The organism is Streptococcus sp. M143 (assembly GCF_000162495.1).
GTDB lineage: Bacteria > Bacillota > Bacilli > Lactobacillales > Streptococcaceae > Streptococcus > Streptococcus dentisani.
The window spans coordinates 915,472-934,773 of sequence record NZ_GG730097.1; the positions used below are offsets into that span (position 1 = coordinate 915,472).

18 protein-coding genes and 2 pseudogenes are annotated in these 19,302 nt (G+C 41.7%); 12 read left to right on the forward strand and 8 right to left on the reverse strand.

What is annotated here, in order from left to right; translation table 11 throughout:
* Positions 1-129 precede the first annotated feature (129 nt).
* Together HMPREF0850_RS11130 and thrS are read left to right on the forward strand one after the other, a co-directional pair.
* Positions 130-774 (forward strand): ATPase AAA, encoded by a 645-nt coding sequence (locus HMPREF0850_RS11130; RefSeq protein ID WP_009014075.1) that lies wholly within the window; start codon positions 130-132, stop codon positions 772-774.
* Complete coding sequence (gene thrS / locus HMPREF0850_RS11135) at positions 767-2,710, forward strand: threonine--tRNA ligase (RefSeq protein ID WP_000591030.1); 1,944 nt, start codon at positions 767-769, stop codon at positions 2,708-2,710. Before HMPREF0850_RS11130 ends, thrS begins: the two co-directional genes overlap by 8 nt.
* A 212-nt stretch (positions 2,711-2,922) precedes the next feature.
* Here thrS and HMPREF0850_RS11140 read toward each other — a convergent pair whose 3' ends face one another.
* The 5 genes and pseudogenes from HMPREF0850_RS11140 to HMPREF0850_RS11150 form a co-directional block, all read right to left on the reverse strand.
* Entirely contained in the window at positions 2,923-3,972 is a 1,050-nt protein-coding gene (locus HMPREF0850_RS11140; protein WP_000147509.1) for a DUF389 domain-containing protein, read from the reverse strand.
* A 279-nt stretch (positions 3,973-4,251) separates the two neighbouring features.
* Positions 4,252-4,553: pseudogene (locus tag HMPREF0850_RS12875) on the reverse strand (DUF898 family protein).
* 55 nt (positions 4,554-4,608) lie between these two features.
* A pseudogene (locus HMPREF0850_RS13305) lies at positions 4,609-4,707 on the reverse strand (peptide ABC transporter); the annotation flags it as partial.
* Between the two features lie 6 nt (positions 4,708-4,713).
* Positions 4,714-5,688, reverse strand: coding sequence for a sensor histidine kinase (locus tag HMPREF0850_RS11145; RefSeq protein WP_000887946.1), 975 nt, complete (start codon positions 5,686-5,688; stop codon positions 4,714-4,716).
* Entirely contained in the window at positions 5,681-6,358 is a 678-nt protein-coding gene (locus HMPREF0850_RS11150) for a response regulator transcription factor (RefSeq protein ID WP_000548977.1), read from the reverse strand. Before HMPREF0850_RS11150 ends, HMPREF0850_RS11145 begins: the two co-directional genes overlap by 8 nt.
* Positions 6,359-6,679: 321 nt before the next feature.
* Here HMPREF0850_RS11150 and HMPREF0850_RS11155 point away from each other — a divergent pair, with 321 nt between their 5' ends.
* From HMPREF0850_RS11155 to HMPREF0850_RS11165, 4 genes are all read left to right on the forward strand, one after another.
* A complete protein-coding gene (locus HMPREF0850_RS11155) occupies positions 6,680-7,249 on the forward strand; it encodes a TetR/AcrR family transcriptional regulator (RefSeq protein WP_095045752.1) in 570 nt (189 codons plus the stop codon).
* Positions 7,250-7,336: 87 nt separating this feature from the next.
* On the forward strand, positions 7,337-8,113 hold the full coding sequence (locus HMPREF0850_RS0103435; RefSeq protein ID WP_000820262.1) for a hypothetical protein: 777 nt from the start codon (positions 7,337-7,339) through the stop codon (positions 8,111-8,113).
* Between the two features lie 126 nt (positions 8,114-8,239).
* A complete protein-coding gene (locus tag HMPREF0850_RS11160; protein WP_001273843.1) occupies positions 8,240-9,313 on the forward strand; it encodes a DUF2974 domain-containing protein in 1,074 nt (357 codons plus the stop codon).
* 83 nt (positions 9,314-9,396) lie between these two features.
* Positions 9,397-10,026: an MBL fold metallo-hydrolase gene (locus HMPREF0850_RS11165; RefSeq protein ID WP_000690826.1), complete on the forward strand. Its 630-nt coding sequence runs from the start codon at positions 9,397-9,399 to the stop codon at positions 10,024-10,026.
* Between the two features lie 36 nt (positions 10,027-10,062).
* Here HMPREF0850_RS11165 and HMPREF0850_RS11170 read toward each other — a convergent pair whose 3' ends face one another.
* Positions 10,063-11,955 carry a M13 family metallopeptidase gene (locus HMPREF0850_RS11170; RefSeq protein WP_000199233.1) on the reverse strand — a complete coding sequence of 631 codons (1,893 nt, stop codon included), beginning with the start codon at positions 11,953-11,955 and terminating at the stop codon, positions 10,063-10,065.
* Between the two features lie 178 nt (positions 11,956-12,133).
* Between HMPREF0850_RS11170 and HMPREF0850_RS11175 the strand changes: the two genes are divergently transcribed.
* The 6 genes from HMPREF0850_RS11175 to HMPREF0850_RS13200 all read left to right on the forward strand — a co-directional run bounded on the left by HMPREF0850_RS11175 (position 12,134) and on the right by HMPREF0850_RS13200 (position 16,533).
* The gene (locus HMPREF0850_RS11175; protein ID WP_000618101.1) at positions 12,134-12,856 is read left to right on the forward strand and encodes a metal ABC transporter ATP-binding protein; all 723 of its coding nucleotides are present in this window, start codon (positions 12,134-12,136) and stop codon (positions 12,854-12,856) included.
* The gene (locus HMPREF0850_RS11180; RefSeq protein WP_000559794.1) at positions 12,853-13,701 is read left to right on the forward strand and encodes a metal ABC transporter permease; all 849 of its coding nucleotides are present in this window, start codon (positions 12,853-12,855) and stop codon (positions 13,699-13,701) included. Before HMPREF0850_RS11175 ends, HMPREF0850_RS11180 begins: the two co-directional genes overlap by 4 nt.
* A gap of 27 nt (positions 13,702-13,728) precedes the next feature.
* Positions 13,729-14,661: a metal ABC transporter substrate-binding protein gene (locus HMPREF0850_RS11185; protein WP_000733066.1), complete on the forward strand. Its 933-nt coding sequence runs from the start codon at positions 13,729-13,731 to the stop codon at positions 14,659-14,661.
* Between the two features lie 122 nt (positions 14,662-14,783).
* Positions 14,784-15,278 carry a thiol peroxidase gene (gene tpx, locus HMPREF0850_RS11190; RefSeq protein WP_000206536.1) on the forward strand — a complete coding sequence of 165 codons (495 nt, stop codon included), beginning with the start codon at positions 14,784-14,786 and terminating at the stop codon, positions 15,276-15,278.
* A gap of 83 nt (positions 15,279-15,361) precedes the next feature.
* Positions 15,362-16,012 (forward strand): metal-dependent transcriptional regulator, encoded by a 651-nt coding sequence (locus HMPREF0850_RS11195; protein WP_000188535.1) that lies wholly within the window; start codon positions 15,362-15,364, stop codon positions 16,010-16,012.
* Between the two features lie 107 nt (positions 16,013-16,119).
* Positions 16,120-16,533: a hypothetical protein gene (locus HMPREF0850_RS13200; protein WP_000732780.1), complete on the forward strand. Its 414-nt coding sequence runs from the start codon at positions 16,120-16,122 to the stop codon at positions 16,531-16,533.
* A 30-nt stretch (positions 16,534-16,563) separates the two neighbouring features.
* Here the strand turns inward: HMPREF0850_RS13200 and dtd are convergent, their stop codons facing one another.
* Complete coding sequence (dtd, locus tag HMPREF0850_RS11205; RefSeq protein ID WP_000707053.1) at positions 16,564-17,007, reverse strand: D-aminoacyl-tRNA deacylase; 444 nt, start codon at positions 17,005-17,007, stop codon at positions 16,564-16,566.
* Between the two features lie 18 nt (positions 17,008-17,025).
* Complete coding sequence (locus HMPREF0850_RS11210) at positions 17,026-19,242, reverse strand: RelA/SpoT family protein (RefSeq protein WP_001123767.1); 2,217 nt, start codon at positions 19,240-19,242, stop codon at positions 17,026-17,028.
* Positions 19,243-19,302: the final 60 nt, after the last annotated feature.

Genomic DNA, 19,302 nt, shown 5'->3' on the forward strand with positions numbered 1-19,302 from the left:
AACATAAAACGGTGGCCACGTTAAAGCCAATCAGAGGTGTAGGTCTTTTTGACTTGCATAAATGAAGGTGGAACCACGTTACGACGTCCTTTTGAGGATGTCGTTTTTATTTTGTCAGAAGGAGGAAGAATGATGCTTTATATGATTGGCGGATCGCCTTGTAGTGGGAAGTCAACAGTTGCTTCACTTCTTGCTAGACAGTATCAGCTACTTCATATCAAATTGGATGATTTGGTAGACGAGATGATGAGTCAAGCAAGTGCAGACTCACAGCCGATTTGCCTTCTTAGACAGGATAGAAGTCCAGAACAAATCTGGATGAGAAGTCCAGAAGAGATGGCAGATGAAGAATGGCGCTTTTATGAAGAGATTTTTCCTTATGTAAGATATTACTTGATAAAAAATCAAGATAGACCTCTCTTGGTGGAGGGGGCAGGACTTTTGCCTCACTTGGTAAAGGAGCTTGAATGCCCAGCATCTTCCTATCTATGCTTGACTCCGACAGCTGATTTTCAAAAAAAGCATTATAGACAGAGAGAATGGGTTCCTTTTGTCTTAGAGGGAACAACCAACTCTGAGCAAGCTTTTGAAAACTGGATGCAGCGAGACATTCTTTTTGCCCAAATGGTTCGGAAGGAAGCGGTGAGATTAGGCTATCCTAGCCTCATAACAGATGGTAGTCAGTCAGAAAAGCAGACTGCGGAAGAAGTTGCTCGGCTCTTAAAATTGCCCAACAAAAATAGAATAAATATCAAAGGAGAAAACCATGATTAAGATTACTTTCCCAGATGGCGCTGTTCGTGAATTCGAATCTGGCGTGACAACTTTTGAAATTGCCCAATCTATCAGCAATTCCCTAGCTAAAAAAGCCTTGGCTGGTAAATTCAACGGTAAACTCATTGACACGACTCGTGCTATCACTGAAGATGGAAGCATCGAAATCGTGACACCTGATCACGAAGATGCCCTTCCAATCTTGCGCCACTCAGCGGCTCACTTGTTCGCCCAAGCAGCTCGTCGCCTTTTCCCAGATATTCACTTGGGTGTTGGTCCAGCTATCGAGGATGGTTTCTACTACGATACGGATAATCAAGCTGGTCAAATTTCTAACGAAGACCTTCCTCGTATCGAAGAAGAAATGCAAAAAATCGTCAAAGAAAACTTCCCATCAATCCGTGAAGAAGTGACGAAAGACGAGGCGCGTGAAATCTTTAAGAACGACCCTTACAAGTTGGAATTGATTGAAGAACACTCTGAAGACGAAGGCGGTTTAACTATCTACCGTCAAGGCGAATACGTGGACCTTTGCCGTGGCCCACACGTTCCGTCAACAGGTCGCATCCAAATCTTCCACCTTCTCCATGTAGCTGGTGCTTACTGGCGTGGAAATAGCGACAATGCCATGATGCAACGGATCTACGGTACAGCTTGGTTTGACAAGAAAGACTTGAAGAACTACCTTCAAATGCGTGAAGAGGCCAAAGAACGTGACCACCGTAAACTTGGTAAAGAGCTTGACCTCTTCATGATTTCTCAAGAAGTTGGACAAGGTTTGCCATTCTGGTTGCCAAATGGTGCGACAATCCGTCGTGAATTGGAACGCTACATTGTCGATAAGGAAATAGCTGCAGGCTACCAACACGTTTACACTCCACCAATTGCCTCAGTGGAACTCTATAAAACTTCTGGTCACTGGGATCACTACCGTGAAGATATGTTCCCAACTATGGACATGGGTGATGGGGAAGAATTTGTCCTTCGTCCAATGAACTGCCCTCACCACATCCAAGTCTTCAAACACCATGTTCACTCTTACCGTGAATTGCCAATCCGTATCGCTGAAATCGGTATGATGCACCGCTACGAGAAATCTGGTGCCCTCACTGGTCTTCAACGTGTGCGTGAAATGTCTCTCAACGACGGACACCTCTTTGTTACTCCAGAACAAATCCAAGAAGAATTCCAACGTGCCCTTCAGTTGATTATCGATGTTTATGAAGACTTCAACTTGACTGAATACCGCTTCCGTCTCTCTCTTCGTGACCCTCAAGATACTCACAAGTACTTTGACAACGATGAGATGTGGGAAAATGCCCAAACCATGCTTCGTGCAGCACTTGATGAAATGGGTGTTGACTACTTTGAAGCTGAAGGTGAAGCAGCCTTCTACGGACCAAAATTGGATATCCAAGTTAAGACAGCTCTCGGAAAAGAAGAAACCCTTTCTACTATCCAGCTTGACTTCTTGCTTCCAGAACGCTTCGACCTCAAATACATCGGAGCTGATGGTGAAGAGCACCGTCCAGTTATGATTCACCGTGGGGTTATTTCAACCATGGAACGCTTCACAGCTATCTTGATTGAGAACTACAAGGGTGCCTTCCCAACATGGTTGGCACCACACCAAGTAACCCTCATCCCAGTATCTAACGAAAAACACGTGGACTACGCTTGGGAAGTAGCTAAGAAACTCCGTGACCGCGGTGTCCGTGCCGATGTGGATGAGCGCAATGAAAAAATGCAATTCAAAATTCGTGCTTCACAAACTAGCAAAATTCCTTATCAGCTCATCGTTGGTGACAAGGAAATGGAAGACGGAACTGTCAACGTTCGTCGCTACGGCCAAAAAGAAACAAACACTGTCCCAGTAGATGAGTTTGTATCAGCAATCCTTGCTGATATCGCCAACAAATCTCGTGTAGAAAAATAAAACGATCACTGTCTGAGAAACATTTTTCAGTAAGAAAAAGCAACAACTGAAATAGTTGTTGCTTTTTTATATTTTATTTAACCTGAGCTAGTAGTGATTGGTTAAACCACCATAAATGGTATCCTCATAAACAATCCTTTCTATCCACTAACTGTTGGATATAGGATATCCTCCCAAAATTTGCTTCCATGAGTTAGATAAGTTCAATATCCTCAATCCTTGTCTGCCTCATTTTCTTTTACGAGATCTTTTTGCGAATCCTTTTCAGAGAGTTTTTGATCGATATACTTGTTAATGTTTTCATAAAATTCCTTGGTCATCTCACTATCTAATTTTGTCGAATTATGAACTTGATTGACTTTTAATTGAACAGATTGAATACCGTAAGAGGCTTGTTTTTGATGGAGCGTTTCTAATTCTTCTTCTGAAATCGGATCTCCAACAACCGTCAAGACCAATTCATTGTTCCTTGACTTGTAGACTTGATTAATGACCGTGTGATTGGCGAACTCTTTTGCTACAAACTGTTTGATTCCTTCTTTTCGCGCTTGATCTATCGTCAGAGTGACTGCTGAATAACTGGCTGGAAGAACCAATAATACAATCAAGGATGTCAAGCCAATTTTCATTTTAATGTTTAGCTCTTTAAATGAACTTAAGGGAGATTTTCTCATCAAAATTCTTGTTCCAACAATGTTGGCTAGCATGATAAAGATACAGTTGATCAAGAAAAGATAGAGAGCCCCAAATAAAAATCGTACATTTCCGTTAGCTAAACCATATCCTGCAGTACAGATAGGTGGCATCAGAGCTGTTGCAATGGCTACTCCTGGCACGATATTGTTTGCTTCTTTTTTCCTTGACCCAATTACACCTGCTATCCCACCAGCAATAGCAATGAGAACATCCCAAATGGTTGGAGAGGTTCGTGCAATCAGTTCGTTACTTGCATAAGATAAGGGAGAAATCCAGAAATACAAAGTCGAGACAAACAAGCTGACCAATACTTGAGTAAATAAAACCTCTAGAGATTGCTTGATTAAACGCGTATCAAAAATAGCTAAACCAAATCCGAGTCCAACAATCGATGTCATAAGAGGGGAAATCAGCATGGCTCCAATAATGACAGCTGTTGAATTCATATTTAAACCTATAGAGGCAATAAAAATCGCACACATCAAAATCACTGTATCTCTTAATCGAACATGAAGATCATCATATAATTTCTCACGGTATTCACGTGTTGAATAGTTTCCGGTCATTGGTTACTCCTTTTATTTCATATAATCTTGTTTCTGCTTGGATGACGGCAGAGAGACTTCTGTTCAATCTTACATATTTTTAATTCTCACCTGTTATTTTTTTGAAAATTATCCTTTAAGCCTCCGTCAGTCTATCCTTAACATTATATCAAAAATTTTACAGTCTTTCTCTGGAAAAATATATCAATTTAAAAGATAGAGAAAGGAAGAAATTTTTGTTTCCTTATACGAAAAAGAAAAAAACGGTATCTCCTCTGAAAGAAGATGCCGTTTTAATGTTTAAACATGATGAGTGTGTTTGACAATCCATTGCTCCATTTTTATTTTCAACCAGAAGCCATAGATCCCAAATGTGATGATAGTTAGAAGAAACCACTTGATCCAGTTACCGAACAGTTGTGTTCCAGTCCCGTCAAAGTATAGACGTTGACCATCCACTACCGTATGTTTGGTTTTCAATTTTGCATCATGCAAACCGCCCAAGGTGTTGCGATCCCCAAGGTATGCCCGAAAATTATGGCTACTAAGATAGAATATCCAATATAATCTAGGATTCCTCCGTCAAAATAACTTTCTTTCATTTTTGCCTCTTTTATTTTTTGACTATATTCTAGTCGTTTCCTAGTGTAACATTTTTTACATCTGGACAATCTTATAGTAACTTCTAGACGTTATCATGAAAATAGAGATATAGACTAGAACAAAAATTCCACAGATGGATAAGGTTATCATCAACTATGCTCACTCAATCATCAGATTCATATTGGAAAACTTGATGCGAACAGTTGTTCCTGTCCCGATCTCAGACTCGATACGAATCTGGTGGCCAAGTTCTTCAGAAATTTTCTTGGATAGGTAGAGACCCAGTCCAGATGACTGCTGGGTCAAACGCCCATTGTAGCCTGAAAAGCCACGTTCAAAGACTCGGAGTACATCGCTATTTTTTATCCCGATTCCCGTATCCTTGATACAAAGCTCCTGGCCCTCCATATAAATCTCCAAACCGCCTTCCCTGGTGTATTTGAGGCTGTTTGAGAGGATTTGTTCAATGACGACCAACAACCACTTCTTATCGGTCACGATGATTTTGTCAAGGTCATGCAGATTGACCGTCAACCCCTTCTGGATAAAGAAAAGAGCATACTTGCGAACCACTTCCTTCACCAGATCCTCCACTTGAACCTTTTCAAATACCAAATCATCATGGAAGCTCTCTAAACGAAGATACTGCAACACCAGATTGGTATAGGAGTCAATCTTAAAGATTTCCTGTTCCAGTTGCTGCTTGACCTCACGATCAGAAACTTCTGCTACCAAGAGACGGCTTGCCGCAATGGGTGTCTTGATCTGGTGAACCCATAAGGTGTAGTAATCAAGCAAATCCGTCAGCTTGCTTTGGGCTTCCGACTTCTTTTGATACAATTCAGACTCCCGCTCTTCGAGTTTCTCTGCCAACGCACATTCCAGAGGAGACTTGGGATTTCTCTCAGCATAGAGAACTGCCTGTCGGTAAACCTGAGCCTCTGCAAACATATCCCAAGCCAAAAATAAGAAGGTCAAAAAACTACTGAGCAGAAAGAAATAAAGAAAATAAGTTCCTAGACTAGCAAATAAAAACTGAAAGAGAAGGACGAGAAAGCCCAATGAAAAAATATAGACAAAGATGCGACTACGAGAACGCAGATAGGCTAGAAAAAATTGTTTCCAATCAAGCATGTTTCAGTCCGTATCCTATCCCTTTCTTGGTTTCGATAAACCCTGCTAAACCTTGCTCCTCCAACTTTTTACGCAGGCGAGCAACGTTGACAGACAAGGTGTTGTCATCAATGAAAAAGTCGCTATTCCAGAGTTCTCTCATCAAGTCATCACGCGCCACGATATTGCCAGCATGTTCAAACAGCACTCGCAAAATTTGAAATTCATTCTTAGTCAAACTCAGAACTTCCCCCTGATAGTGCAAGTCCATAGACTTGGTATTGAGGATCACACCCGCATACTCTAGCAAACTTTCATCCCGCCCAAACTCATAGGAACGGCGCAACAAGCCCTGAACCTTGGCAAGGAGCACCTGCTGGTCAAAAGGCTTGGTCACAAAGTCATCTGCTCCCATATTGATCGCCATGACGATATCCATAGCCTGGTCTCTCGAAGAGAGAAACATGATGGGCACCTTGGAAATCTTGCGAATCTCCTGGCACCAGTGGTAACCATTAAAAAGAGGCAGACCAATATCCATGAGGACCAAATTAGGTTCTGACTGGACAAAGAGAGTCAATACTTCCATAAAATCCTCTACCAAAATAACCTCAAAGCCCCATTCAGAAAGCAATTTCCCCACTTGTTGCCGAATGACTTGGTCATCCTCTACTAGTAAAATCTTGTGCATGCGCTCCTCCTTTGCTATTACTCAAAGCATCAAAACCCTTCATATCAAATCTACGGATCAGTGTCTCATACTGTTTAGCAGCCTATTTCCCAAATCCAGATCAGTAAACAGATGCTATATAGAGAACATTCCCACTGATATCATACCTTATTTTTAAGTATAGTTCCAGCCTTATCCTATATTTTCCTTTTTGTGTTCATTTGGTTAGCGTTTCTTTCACTTATTTAATAGATCTAGCCTTCTTATTGACAAGCTAGCCATGATTTGTTAGAATATGAATGAACAAATCAACTTATTCATTCATTAAACAAAGGAGGTTAAATCAGATTGGACAAAAAACAAGCTTTAAAGACAGCGGCCTATGAAGTTTTTTCGAAAAAAGGTTACAAGGCGACAGGAATTTCAGAAATTGCTAGGCAAGCTGGTGTAGCAGTCGGCTCTTTTTATAACTATTACGAGAGTAAAGAAGCCATTTTTCTAGATATCTATATAGATGAAAACAACCGTGTTCGCCAAGCTATGATTGAAGAACTGGATTGGGAAATTGATATGATTGATCTTATTAGTCAACTCTTTGCTCAGTCCAGAGCACTCGTTTCTTCCAATAAAATCCTTGCAGAATGGTACAATCCTGCCATAGCAGATGAGTTGCATAGCTACTATTCCTCAGAAGAAGGCAAAGTCGCAAATCCATTTCATCAGTTTCTAGTTAAAACCTTTACAAATCGTATGCAGTCTGAAGGGTATTCTCCAGAAAAGATTCAAGAGATTTTACAAGTTTACAACCTTTTTTACTACATGGATATGCATATCACGGAAAAAGATTTTCCAGATATTGGCAAAACTGTCGAAATACTTGCAACCAACTTCATAAAAGGAGTTCTAAAATAAAGAAAATGGTTTTCTTTATTTTTTGGAAATTTGTGAATGAATTTAATTATAGTTCATTCAACAATTAAGAATAGGAGTCATAAAAAAATGAAAAGAGGTAAAAAAATGTTTATTATCATTCTTTCAACACTTGGATTACTAGCCCTTATAACTTGGGGTGCCATCGCCTATCTTGGACGGAGTCAAACATTATCGATAAAATCCATCGAAAATCCCAGCGGAGATTTGTATTTAATTCATATCACAAAGCCGAGTCATCAAATCTGGAAAGCTGGGGCTTATGCTAAGTTTACACTCCCTGATACGTCGTCCGCTTCTAGGAAAAACGAAGCTAAGGGAGAGCAGACCAGTCGATGGCTAACCATTGCCTCCACACCTGATGAAGATGAGATCCTCATTTTAACGCATAATAGTGGTAGCCACTTTAAGGAAACCTTAACACATTTATCTGCTGGCAGTGAGATTGAGATGAGTTGGCTGGATTCCTCTTTAACCGTTAAAGATACGAATCAGCCACTAGTTTGTTTTGCATCTGATGTTGGAATTTCTGCTTTACGTCCCCTTATCAAAGAATGGGCTGGAAAAGCTCCAATTATTCTCAACCATTTGGACAAAGGAGTTACTATTTTCGATAATGAGATGAAGGAACTGGCTCAAAAAACATCGAATTTTACTTATAAAACTAGCGATGAATTTTCTCAAAGTCAAGCATTTTTAAAACGTGCTATTGATGAATACGGCAATCAAGCCAGCTATCTTATCACAGGACAGCCTGATGATGTAAATGAGATGAAGAATTTTTTAAAGGAAAATGGAATTGATAGCAATAATATCCAAGTTAGCTCGTTTAGAGGATTGAAATAAAAGCATTCTGTCTTCTGTATCTCTGAATCAAACCTAACTACTAGTTCATTATGGAGAGGGACTAAGCAAGCCTACTAGCTAATTCTCTGTAAATGTGGTAGGATAAACATAGAGAAAGGAGCTTTTATGGCCAATATTTTTGACTACTTGAATGATGTAGCATACGATTCCTTTTATGACCTTCCCGTGAATGAGTTAGACGTTCTTGCCTTGACTGAATTAACCTACCTTGCTTTTGATGGTGTAGTCACCCAAGAACCCCAGCGTCTCATAGATCTAGCAGCTCAAATCCCTAGAGACACGACGATGCTGACCAGCAAAAACCGTCTCCAGTTATTGGATCAGCTCGCTCAACACAAACGGTTTAAAAATTGCAAGCTCTCAAACTTTATCAATGATATCGATCCTGAATTGCAAAAACAGTTTGCGGCTATGACTTATCGTATCAGTCTCGATACTTATTTGCTTGTTTTTCGTGGGACGGATGATAGTATCATCGGTTGGAAAGAAGATTTCCATATGACCTATATGAAGGAAATTCCAGCTCAAAAACATGCCCTTCAGTATTTAAAGGACTTTTTTGCTCAACATCCCAATCAAAAGGTTATTCTTGCTGGACACTCAAAAGGAGGCAACCTAGCTGTCTATGCTGCCAGTCAACTCGACCCACTTTTACAAAAAAACATCGTCGCCGTCTATACATTTGATGCCCCTGGACTTCACAAGGAACTGACCAAAACAGCTGGCTATCAAAACATGATGGAAAGAACAAAAGTATTTGTCCCACAAGGTTCTATCATCGGGATGATGCTGGAAATCCCTGATAAGAAAATCGTCGTTCGAAGCACTGCCTTAGGTGGCATCGCCCAGCACGACACCTTTAGTTGGCAGGTTGAAGACAAACACTTTGTCCAACTGGATGAGACCAATAGTGACAGTCAGCAAGTCGATACAACCTTTAAAGAATGGGTTGAAACAGTTCCTGACGAAGAACTGCAGCTCTACTTCGACCTCTTTTTTGGAATCATTCTTGATGCAGGCATCTCCTCTATCAACGATCTTTCTTCCTTCAAGGTTATTGAACACATTCACCATCTCTTTGTCCAAGCTCAATCCCTCACTCCCGAAGAAAGAGAAACCATGGGACGACTAACCCAACTCTTGATCGACACCCGCTACCAAGCTTGGAAAAATCGTTAAGGTAGAAAAATACTTTCTGATACCCTAAGCATTCTCTTCTGTGTTATACTGATATCAGTACATTCTTTGAGAGAGGAAATCCTATGAAAATCCATAAAACTGTCAATCCTGTTGCCTATGAAAACACCTACTACATAGAGGGAGACCATCACCTGATTGTGGTTGACCCTGGTAGCCATTGGGAAGCTATCCGCAAGACTATCGAAAAAATCGACAAACCAGTATGCGCGATTCTGCTGACCCACACCCACTACGACCATATTATGAGTCTCGACTTGGTGCGTGAGACTTTTGGAAATCCTCCAGTTTATGTAGCAGAGAGTGAAGCATCTTGGCTTTATACACCTGTAGATAATCTCTCTGGTCTCCCTCGACATGATGACATGGAAGATGTGGTCACAAAACCTGCTGAACACACCTATGTCTTTCATGAAGAATACCAGATCGAAGAGTTCCGCTTTACTGTACTTCCTACTCCTGGACACTCTATCGGTGGTGTTTCCTTGGTCTTTCCTGATGCCCATCTAGTCTTGACCGGAGATGCTCTTTTCCGCGAAACTATCGGACGGACCGACCTTCCTACAGGTAGCATGGAACAACTCCTCCATAGTATCCAAACTCAACTCTTTACCCTTCCTAACTACGATGTCTATCCAGGGCATGGTCCAGCTACGACCATCGCTCACGAAAAGACCTTTAATCCCTTTTTCTAGCAAGCAAAAAACCAAGGACAATCCTTGGTTTTTGTCTTACCAAATAATCACACGATCCTCTGGTGAACGCCACATGCCGTCGCCTTCTTTGACATCATAAGTCGTAAAGAAGTCATCGAAGTTTGGTACTTGGATATTGACACGGAGTTTAGCAGGCGCGTGGACATCGACACTGGCCATGAGTTTCATCAACTCTGGTCGACCTTTCATACGCCAGATACGAGCAAAATTGTGGAAGAATTCTTCAGCAGAGAAGTCTGGCTCTCTCTTGGCAGCTTCAAGCGCTGCTGCAATCCCTCCCAAGTCGGCAACATTTTCTGATACGGTTAGTTTTCCGTTGATTCTTGCGCCGTAGGATTCTTGACCGTCAAACTGGTCGATAACTTTCTGAGTTTTTTCTTTGAAGGCAGCATAGTCATTCTCAGTCCACCAGTCTTTGAGGCTACCATTTTCATCAAAGGAAGCCCCATTTGTATCAAAGGCGTGAGAAATTTCATGGGCGATAACCGCTCCGATACCACCATAGTTGGCAGAAGATGACTGATGCAAGTCATAGAATGGCGCCTGTAAAATAGCTGCCGGAAAGACGATCAAGTTCTTTTGTGGATTGTAGTAGGCATTAACCATATGAGCAGGCATTCCCCACTCCTTGTAGTCAACCGGCTGGTTCCACTTTCTCCAACTGTGCTTGATCTCAACACGCGCAAAGGCTAGGGCATTCTCAAAGAGGCTGGCAGATTCATTCACTACCTTGTCCTTGTAGCGGGCTGGCAGCTCTTCTGGATAACCAATATAAGGCTTGATGACATTGAGTTTGACAATGGCCTTGTCACGCGTTTCAGGTGTGAGCCAGTCATTCTTAGCCAAACGTTCCTTGTAAACATCAATCATGGTCGCCACTTTTTTCTCTACATCCGCCTTGGCTTCTGGAGAGAATTTTTCATGCGCATACCAGAGACCGAGGGCTTGCTTAAAGGGAGCTTGAGCCAAGTGATAAGCCGCCTTGACCTTGTCCTGAGCTTCTGGAACACCTGAAAGAGCTCGCGCGTAGGCACCTGACAAGACACGAATCTCGTCTGTGAGATAGCTGGTTGAAAGATTCACCGCAGCCAAAATCAAGGTTGCCTTAAGCAAAGGCCAAGCTTCTTCACTATAAAATTGGTCTGCTGCTTGCCAGAAACGTTCTTCATCTACGATAACCTTGTCAGGCACTTGCCCAAGAACAGCTTGGAAGAAGTCATCTAGAGGTAGGGCAGGGGCAAATTTCTTGAAATCTTCATAAGCGTATGGATGATAGAGTTTGGCATATTCTGAACTTTCTTCATTAGAAAGTACCACAGCTGCAACTCGACGGTCCAATTCCAATCTCTTCTCTAGCAAATCTGCAATTTCCTCATCTGAAAAATCGTAGGCTTTGAGAAGATTTGCGCTACTTTCCTTCCAAAGCGTCAAGAGCTCCTCACGTTGAGGATGGTCTTCAGCATAGTAGGTTGTATCTGGCAAAATCGTCCCTGGAGCGCTGGCCCAGAGAACATTGGTTCTGGCATCCATAAAGTCAGGTGATACTCCAAATGGAAGGAAGTTTGGTTTACCAGCTAGTTCAAACTCGGCTAGTTTGCTGGTAAAATCTGCAAAACTTTCTAAGTCTTGGTATTCCTCGAGTAGAGGAAGGACAGGTTTGATCCCATCTGCTTCCCTCTTATCAAAATCACGTACCATACGATGGTACTTAACAAAATTTGCGAGGATTACATCCTCTGGGACATCCTCACCTGCTAACCACTTGTCCGTAGTTGCCAACATCAACTCTTCAATTTCCTCATCAAGGTCAATAAAACCACCTGTTCGAGATTTATCAGCTGGAATGACAGCTGTTTTTTCCCATTCACCATTGATTGCATCATAAAAATCGTCTTGATAACGTGTCATCTTGTTCTCGCTTTCATTTTTTCACTTATTCTTAGCTTAGCAAAAAACACTTGGGAATGCAATTAAAAATGAACTTCTTGTCGGTTTCATTTTTCAGTTATTTTATTAAATTTTTTAAAAATTAACTTGACTTAATTTTTTTTTAATGTATATTAAATACAGGAGGGAGGAATTTGTTATGATACGTATTGAACACCTCAGTGTCTCCTACAAAGAAACGTTGGCACTAAAGGATATTTCACTAGTGCTCCAAGGACCAACTATTACCGGAATTATTGGTCCAAATGGTGCTGGAAAATCAACTTTATTAAAAAGTATGTTGGGAATTATCCCACATGAAGGTCAGGCCTTTCTCGATGACAAAGAAGTCAAAAAATCTTTACATCGAGTTGCCTATGTCGAGCAAAAAATCCATATCGACTACAATTTCCCTATCAAAGTCAAGGAATGTGTCTCACTGGGACTCTATCCATCTATCCCGCTCTTTCACACTTTAAAGACCAGCCACTGGAAAAAAGTGGCGGATGCACTTGAAATCGTTGGACTCTCAGACTATGCTGAACGCCAAATCAGTCAGCTCTCAGGAGGACAATTCCAACGTGTTTTGATTGCCCGCTGCTTAGTGCAGGAAGCTGACTACATCTTTTTAGATGAGCCTTTTGTTGGGATTGACTCGATCAGTGAAGAGATTATCATGAATACGCTGAGAGATCTTAAAAAAGCTGGTAAAACCGTTCTCATCGTCCATCATGACCTCAGTAAAGTTCCCCAATATTTCGACCAAGTTTTACTTCTCAATCGAGAATTGGTAGCTATTGGTCCAACTGAAGAAACCTTTACCGAAGCCAATCTCAAAAAAGCTTATGGTAGCAAACTCTTCTTTAATGGAGGTGACCTATGATAGCAGAATTTATCGATGGATTGCAAAATTTCCATTTCCTACAAAACGCCTTGATTACAGCTATTGTCATCGGAGTCGTTGCTGGAGCTGTGGGATGTTTTATCATCCTGCGTGGAATGTCTCTCATGGGAGATGCCATCTCTCACGCAGTTTTGCCTGGCGTAGCCCTTTCCTTTATCCTGGGAATTGATTTCTTTATTGGAGCGATCATCTTTGGCTTGATGGCTTCCATCATCATTACCTACATCAAGGGGAACTCTATCATCAAGAGTGACACTGCCATTGGTATTACCTTTTCATCTTTCTTAGCCTTAGGTGTCATCTTGATTAGTGTTGCCAAGAGTTCGACAGACCTCTTCCATATCCTTTTTGGGAATATCCTCGCTGTCCAAGATACGGACATGTGGATCACCATTGGTGTGGGGGCATTGATTCTCTTGATTATCGGGATTTTCTTTAAACAACTATTGATTACATCCTTTGACGAGCTTTTGGCTAAAGCCATGGGAATGCCCGTCAATTTCTACCACTATCTGCTCATGGTGCTCTTGACCCTTGTGTCAGTCACCGCCATGCAAAGTGTTGGAACTATTCTTATCGTAGCCATGTTGATCACCCCAGCTGCGACGGCTTACCTTTATGCTAATAGCCTAAAGAGCATGATTTTTCTTTCATCAGGCCTAGGAGCTCTGGCTTCTGTTGTAGGGCTCTTTATCGGTTATAGTTTCAATCTCGCAGCAGGATCCAGCATCGTGCTCACATCCGCCAGCTTCTTTTTAATCAGTTTCTTTATCTCTCCTAAGCAACGATACTTGAAACTAAAAAACAAAAAAATCATTAAATAACGGGGAAACCCTTTCTGGAGGAATCTAATGAAAAAATTAGGTACATTGCTCGTTCTTTTTCTTTCTATCATTGGATTAGCTGCCTGTGCTAGTGGGAAAAAAGATACAGCATCTACAAACCAAAAACTAAAGGTTGTAGCGACTAACTCAATCATCGCTGATATTACTAAGAATATCGCTGGTGACAAGATTGATCTTCACAGTATCGTTCCTGTTGGTCAAGATCCACACGAGTACGAACCACTTCCTGAAGACGTTAAGAAAACTTCTCAAGCTGATTTGATTTTCTATAACGGTATCAACCTTGAAACAGGTGGCAATGCTTGGTTTACCAAATTGGTAGAAAATGCCAAGAAAACTGAAAACAAAGACTACTTTGCAGTTAGTGACGGCGTAGACATCATCTACCTCGAAGGTCAAAACGAAAAAGGCAAAGAAGATCCACACGCTTGGCTCAACCTTGAAAATGGGATGATTTATGCTAAAAATATCGCTAAACAGCTGATCGCTAAGGATCCTAGCAACAAGGAATTCTATGAAAAAAATCTCAAAGACTACACTGAAAAACTAGACAAACTGGACAAGGAAGCCAAAGAGAAATTTAACAATATCCCTGCTGAGAAGAAACTCATCGTAACCAGCGAAGGATGCTTCAAATACTTCTCTAAGGCTTACGGAGTTCCAAGTGCCTACATCTGGGAAATCAACACGGAAGAGGAAGGAACACCTGAACAAATCAAGACCTTGGTTGAAAAACTTCGCCAAACAAAAGTTCCATCACTCTTTGTTGAATCAAGTGTCGATGACCGTCCAATGAAGACTGTTTCACAAGACACAAATATTCCAATTTACGCACAAATCTTTACTGACTCAATCGCTGAAGAAGGCAAAGAAGGCGACAGCTACTACAGCATGATGAAATACAACCTTGACAAGATTGCTGAAGGTTTGTCAAAATAATCCATTAAAAAACGTCGTTCTCACATGAACAGGCGTTTTTTTATCTTTTAATTTCCAGTCAAATCATTGGAAAAATCTGACAATTCTCGGTAAAATAAAAGAAAAAAGAATGGAGTAGTTTCATGACCACTTTTCTCGGAAATCCTGTAACCTTTACAGGTAAACAACTGCAAGTCGGAGACAAGGCACTTGACTTTTCTCTTACGACAACCGATCTCTCTAAAAAAACGCTAGCTGACTTTGATGGAAAGAAAAAAGTCTTGAGTGTTGTCCCTTCTATCGATACTGGAATCTGCTCAACGCAAACACGTCGATTCAACCAGGAACTTGCCAACCTTGACAACACCGTCGTTCTTACCGTTTCTATGGACCTACCATTTGCCCAAGGACGCTGGTGTGGGGCTGAGGGTCTTGACAATGCCATCATGCTTTCAGACTACTTTGACCATTCTTTCGGGCGTGATTATGCCCTCTTGATCAACGAATGGCATCTCCTTGCACGTGCCGTCTTTGTTCTCGATGCTAACAATATCATCCGTTATGTGGAATACGTTGACAACATCAACACGGAACCAGACTTTGAAGCTGCTATTGCTGCAGTGAAAGAACTGGACTAAAATCAAAGCCATTAGGGCTGAAGGCTAGAGAAATCTAGCTTTTTTTGATATACTAGATGGAGAGAAAAGACAAGAGGGAACGAATGACGCCAAATAAAGAAGACTACCTAAAATGTATTTATGAAATCGGTACGGAAATGCAAAAAATCACCAATAAAGAAATTGCTGCCCGTATGCAGGTCTCTCCACCTGCCGTAACAGAGATGATCAAACGCATGAAAAGTGAAAATCTCATTCTCAAGGACAAGGAGAACGGCTATCTATTGACAGATATCGGCCTCGAACTGGTCTCTGAGCTCTATCGCAAGCATCGGTTGATTGAAGTCTTTCTAGTTCACCATCTCGACTATACCAGCGATCAAATCCATGAGGAAGCTGAGGTTCTAGAACACACTGTCTCTGACCTCTTTGTGGAGAGATTGGATAAACTGCTTGGCTTCCCTCAAACCTGTCCCCACGGTGGAACTATTCCTGTTAAAGGAGAACTCTTGGTTGAGATCAACAACCTACCTCTAGCAGATACCAAAGAGGCTGGAACCTATCTCCTGACTCGGGTTCATGATAGCTTTGATCTACTCAAATACTTAGAAAAGCATGAGATTCATATTGGTGACCAACTCCAAGTTAAGCAGTTTGATAATTTTTCCAATACTTTTACACTGGTCAACAAAGGTGAAGACCTCCAAGTTAGCATCGATATCGCTAAACAACTCTATGTCGAAAAAATCAACTAACCCCTTATTCCTGAAAGAAGTTCCTTTCAGGGATTTTTTATTATTTTGCTTGTAAGTCCCATTCATTTGGTGTAGAATGAAGCTAGATAAAAGAGGGAGGTTTTCCTATGAAAAAGCTCTTTAGAATCCATTTTGCAGCCATTGCAGTCAGCGATTTGCTACTGTTGGTAACTTTCAGACCCCGATACGAACTTTCTTTGGAGAGAGGCCTGTTTTTTTGCTTCATTTTCATCCTTGCTCAGGGACTACTGCTATCTTGCTTGGTCTTCCGACTCAAAAAACATTTCTCTGAGATTTATCCTCAGATGAACAAAAAAATTCGCCTCTACTATTTAGGGGTGCTCATCAGCGATTTTCTATTATTTGTCTTTTTAGCAATCACTGGCCCTCAATATTTCTACTCTCTTACTCCAGTCTTTACTTCCTGTCATTCTACTTTATATTATATGACGGCTAGCCACCTAAGAGAAAACTATCCAGACTTTTACAACAAACATACCTCTTTCTGGGAGTGTCTATAAACAAAAACCAAGCCGGCTGACTTGGTTTTCTTATCTATTTTTAGTATCAAGGATAATGGTAACTGGCCCATCATTGACCAACTCCACCTGCATATCCGCTCCAAAGATACCTGTCTGAACGGGCACTTCTTGCGCTAGCTTTTGATTAAGAGCATCATAGAAATCTGATGCCATATCCGGCTTGGCTGCTCCTATAAAAGCTGGACGATTCCCCTTCTTAGTATCTGCAAAGAGGGTAAACTGAGAAATAGAAAGAATTGCGCCCTCAATATCCTTAACAGACAGGTTCATCCTGCCTTCTGCGTCTGAAAAGATCCGCATATTGACGAGCTTTCGGACAGCATAATCCAGATCTTCCTCTTGGTCCTCTGGGCCTACACCGACCAGCAATAAAAGCCCTTGATTGATTCTTCCCTGAACCTGACCTTCAATACTCACTTGAGCTTTCTTAACTCGTTGAACGACGATTTTCATAAAAATCCTTTCTAGATCTTAGCCATTGGTTCGTTTGACAGAGTAGACTTCTGGCACACTTTTAATCTTATCAACTACTGTCGTTAGAGTTGAGAGATTTGAGATTCCAAAGGACACATGGATATTAGCAAATTTCATATCCTTGGTTGGTTGGGCGTTAACGGTTGAGATATTCTTAGCTGTGTTGGAAAGAACTTGCAGAACATCATTTAAGAGACCTGTACGGTTGAGGCCGTAGATATCGATGTGGGCAATATATTCCTTGCTTGAGAATTGATCTTCCCATTCCACATCAAGGAGGCGTTGTTCGTAGTTTTCTTGGGCGCGAAGGTTCATACAGTCCACACGGTGAATGGCCACACCACGCCCCTTGGTAATGTAGCCGACAATGTTGTCACCCGGCACTGGATTACAACACTTAGCAATCCGAACTAGGAGACCTGAGGCGCCTTCAATGACCACACCGCCCTCATGCTTGACCTTGAGCTTCTCCTTATTCTCAACCTTAACCTCGCCACCCTTAACTAACTCATCAGCCTCTGCCCTAGCTTTGGCACGTTCCTCTTCACGGCGTTCCTTTTCAGTCAGACGGTTAAAGACGGTAGTAGCACTGATTTCTCCAAAACCGATAGCAGCAAAGAGGGAGTCTTCTGTCTTGTAGCTGGTCTTTTGAAGGACTTGGTCCATGTGCCGCTTGTCCATATACTTATTAGCCACATAGCCATTCTCTTGGAGCTGATTAATCAGCAGTTCACGGCCCTTGTTAACAGACAATTCCTTGTCTTGGTTTTTAAAGAACTGACGAATCTTGTTACGTGCCTTGCTGGTCTTAACCATGTTGAGCCAGTCACGACTCGGGCCAAAAGAATTGGGGTTGGTTACAATTTCGACCTGATCCCCAGTTTTGAGCTTGGTTGTCAGCGGAACCATACGGCCATTGACCTTGGCACCAGTTGCTTTTTCACCGACTTTGGTATGAATTTCATAGGCAAAGTCAATCGGGCCTGAATCTTTTGGAAGGGAACGAACTGCACCATCTGGAGTAAAGACGTAAATCTCCTCCGCCAGATACTCTTCCTTAACAGACTCGACAAATTCCTTGGCATCGTCAGCCTGGTCCTGCAATTCCATCATTTCCTTGATCCAGTTCATACCAATCGCAGACTCTTTGCTGTTGACCTGCCCTTTAATGCCTTTCTTATAGGCCCAGTGAGCCGCAACCCCGTACTCAGCCACTTCGTGCATTTCCTTGGTCCGAATCTGGAATTCAATCGGTCCTTTTGGCCCATAGACGGTCGTATGGATAGACTGGTAACCGTTGGCCTTGCGGTTAGCGATATAGTCTTTGAAGCGGCCTGGCATAGGTTTCCAAAGTTCATGAACATAGCCCAGCATGGCATAGACATCACTCTGGGTATCCAAGATACAGCGAATGGCAATCAGGTCATAAATCTCCTCAAAGCGTTTCTTCTTATCCTGCATCTTGCGATAGATTGAATAGATATGCTTAGGACGACCATAGATTTTCCCTTTTAGATTGCGTTCGGAAGTGTATTCCTCTAACTTTGTTACGACTTCGTCGACCAAAGCCTCACGTTCTCTGCGTTTTTCCTTCATCATGTGGGTGATTTTGTAAAACTCAGTTGGATTGAGGTAACGGAAAGATAGATCTTCCAACTCCCACTTGACACTGGAAATCCCTAGACGATGAGCAAGTGGTGCGTAAATTTCCATGGTTTCTCTGGAGATACGTTCTTGCTTGTCCTTTCGCAAGTGTTTGAGAGTCCGCATATTGTGCAAACGGTCCGATAATTTAACCAAGATAACACGGATATCCTCAGACATGGCCATAAGCATCTTGCGGTGATTTTCAGCCAATTGTTCCTCGAGTGATTTGTACTCAACCTTACCAAGCTTAGTCACTCCATCAACAATAATGCGAACTTCATGACCAAACTCTTGCTCTAAATCATCCAATGTCGCATCCGTATCTTCAACCACATCATGCAAAAAACCACAGGCAACTGTCACGGCATCTAGCTTAAGCTTAGCTAAAATCCCTGCCACCTGAATGGGATGAATAATATAGGGCTCGCCAGATTTACGGTATTGACCACTATGGCATTCAACTGCGTAAACTAAGGCTTTATGTACAAAAGCAACATCTTCTTTCGATAAATATTTTTGCGTTAAAGCGACAACCTCATCGCCCGACAAATTCACTTCTTTCGGCATTTATTCTCTCCAATTCTTCCTACCATTTTATCACTTTTTTAAGAATATTAAAACTAGAAA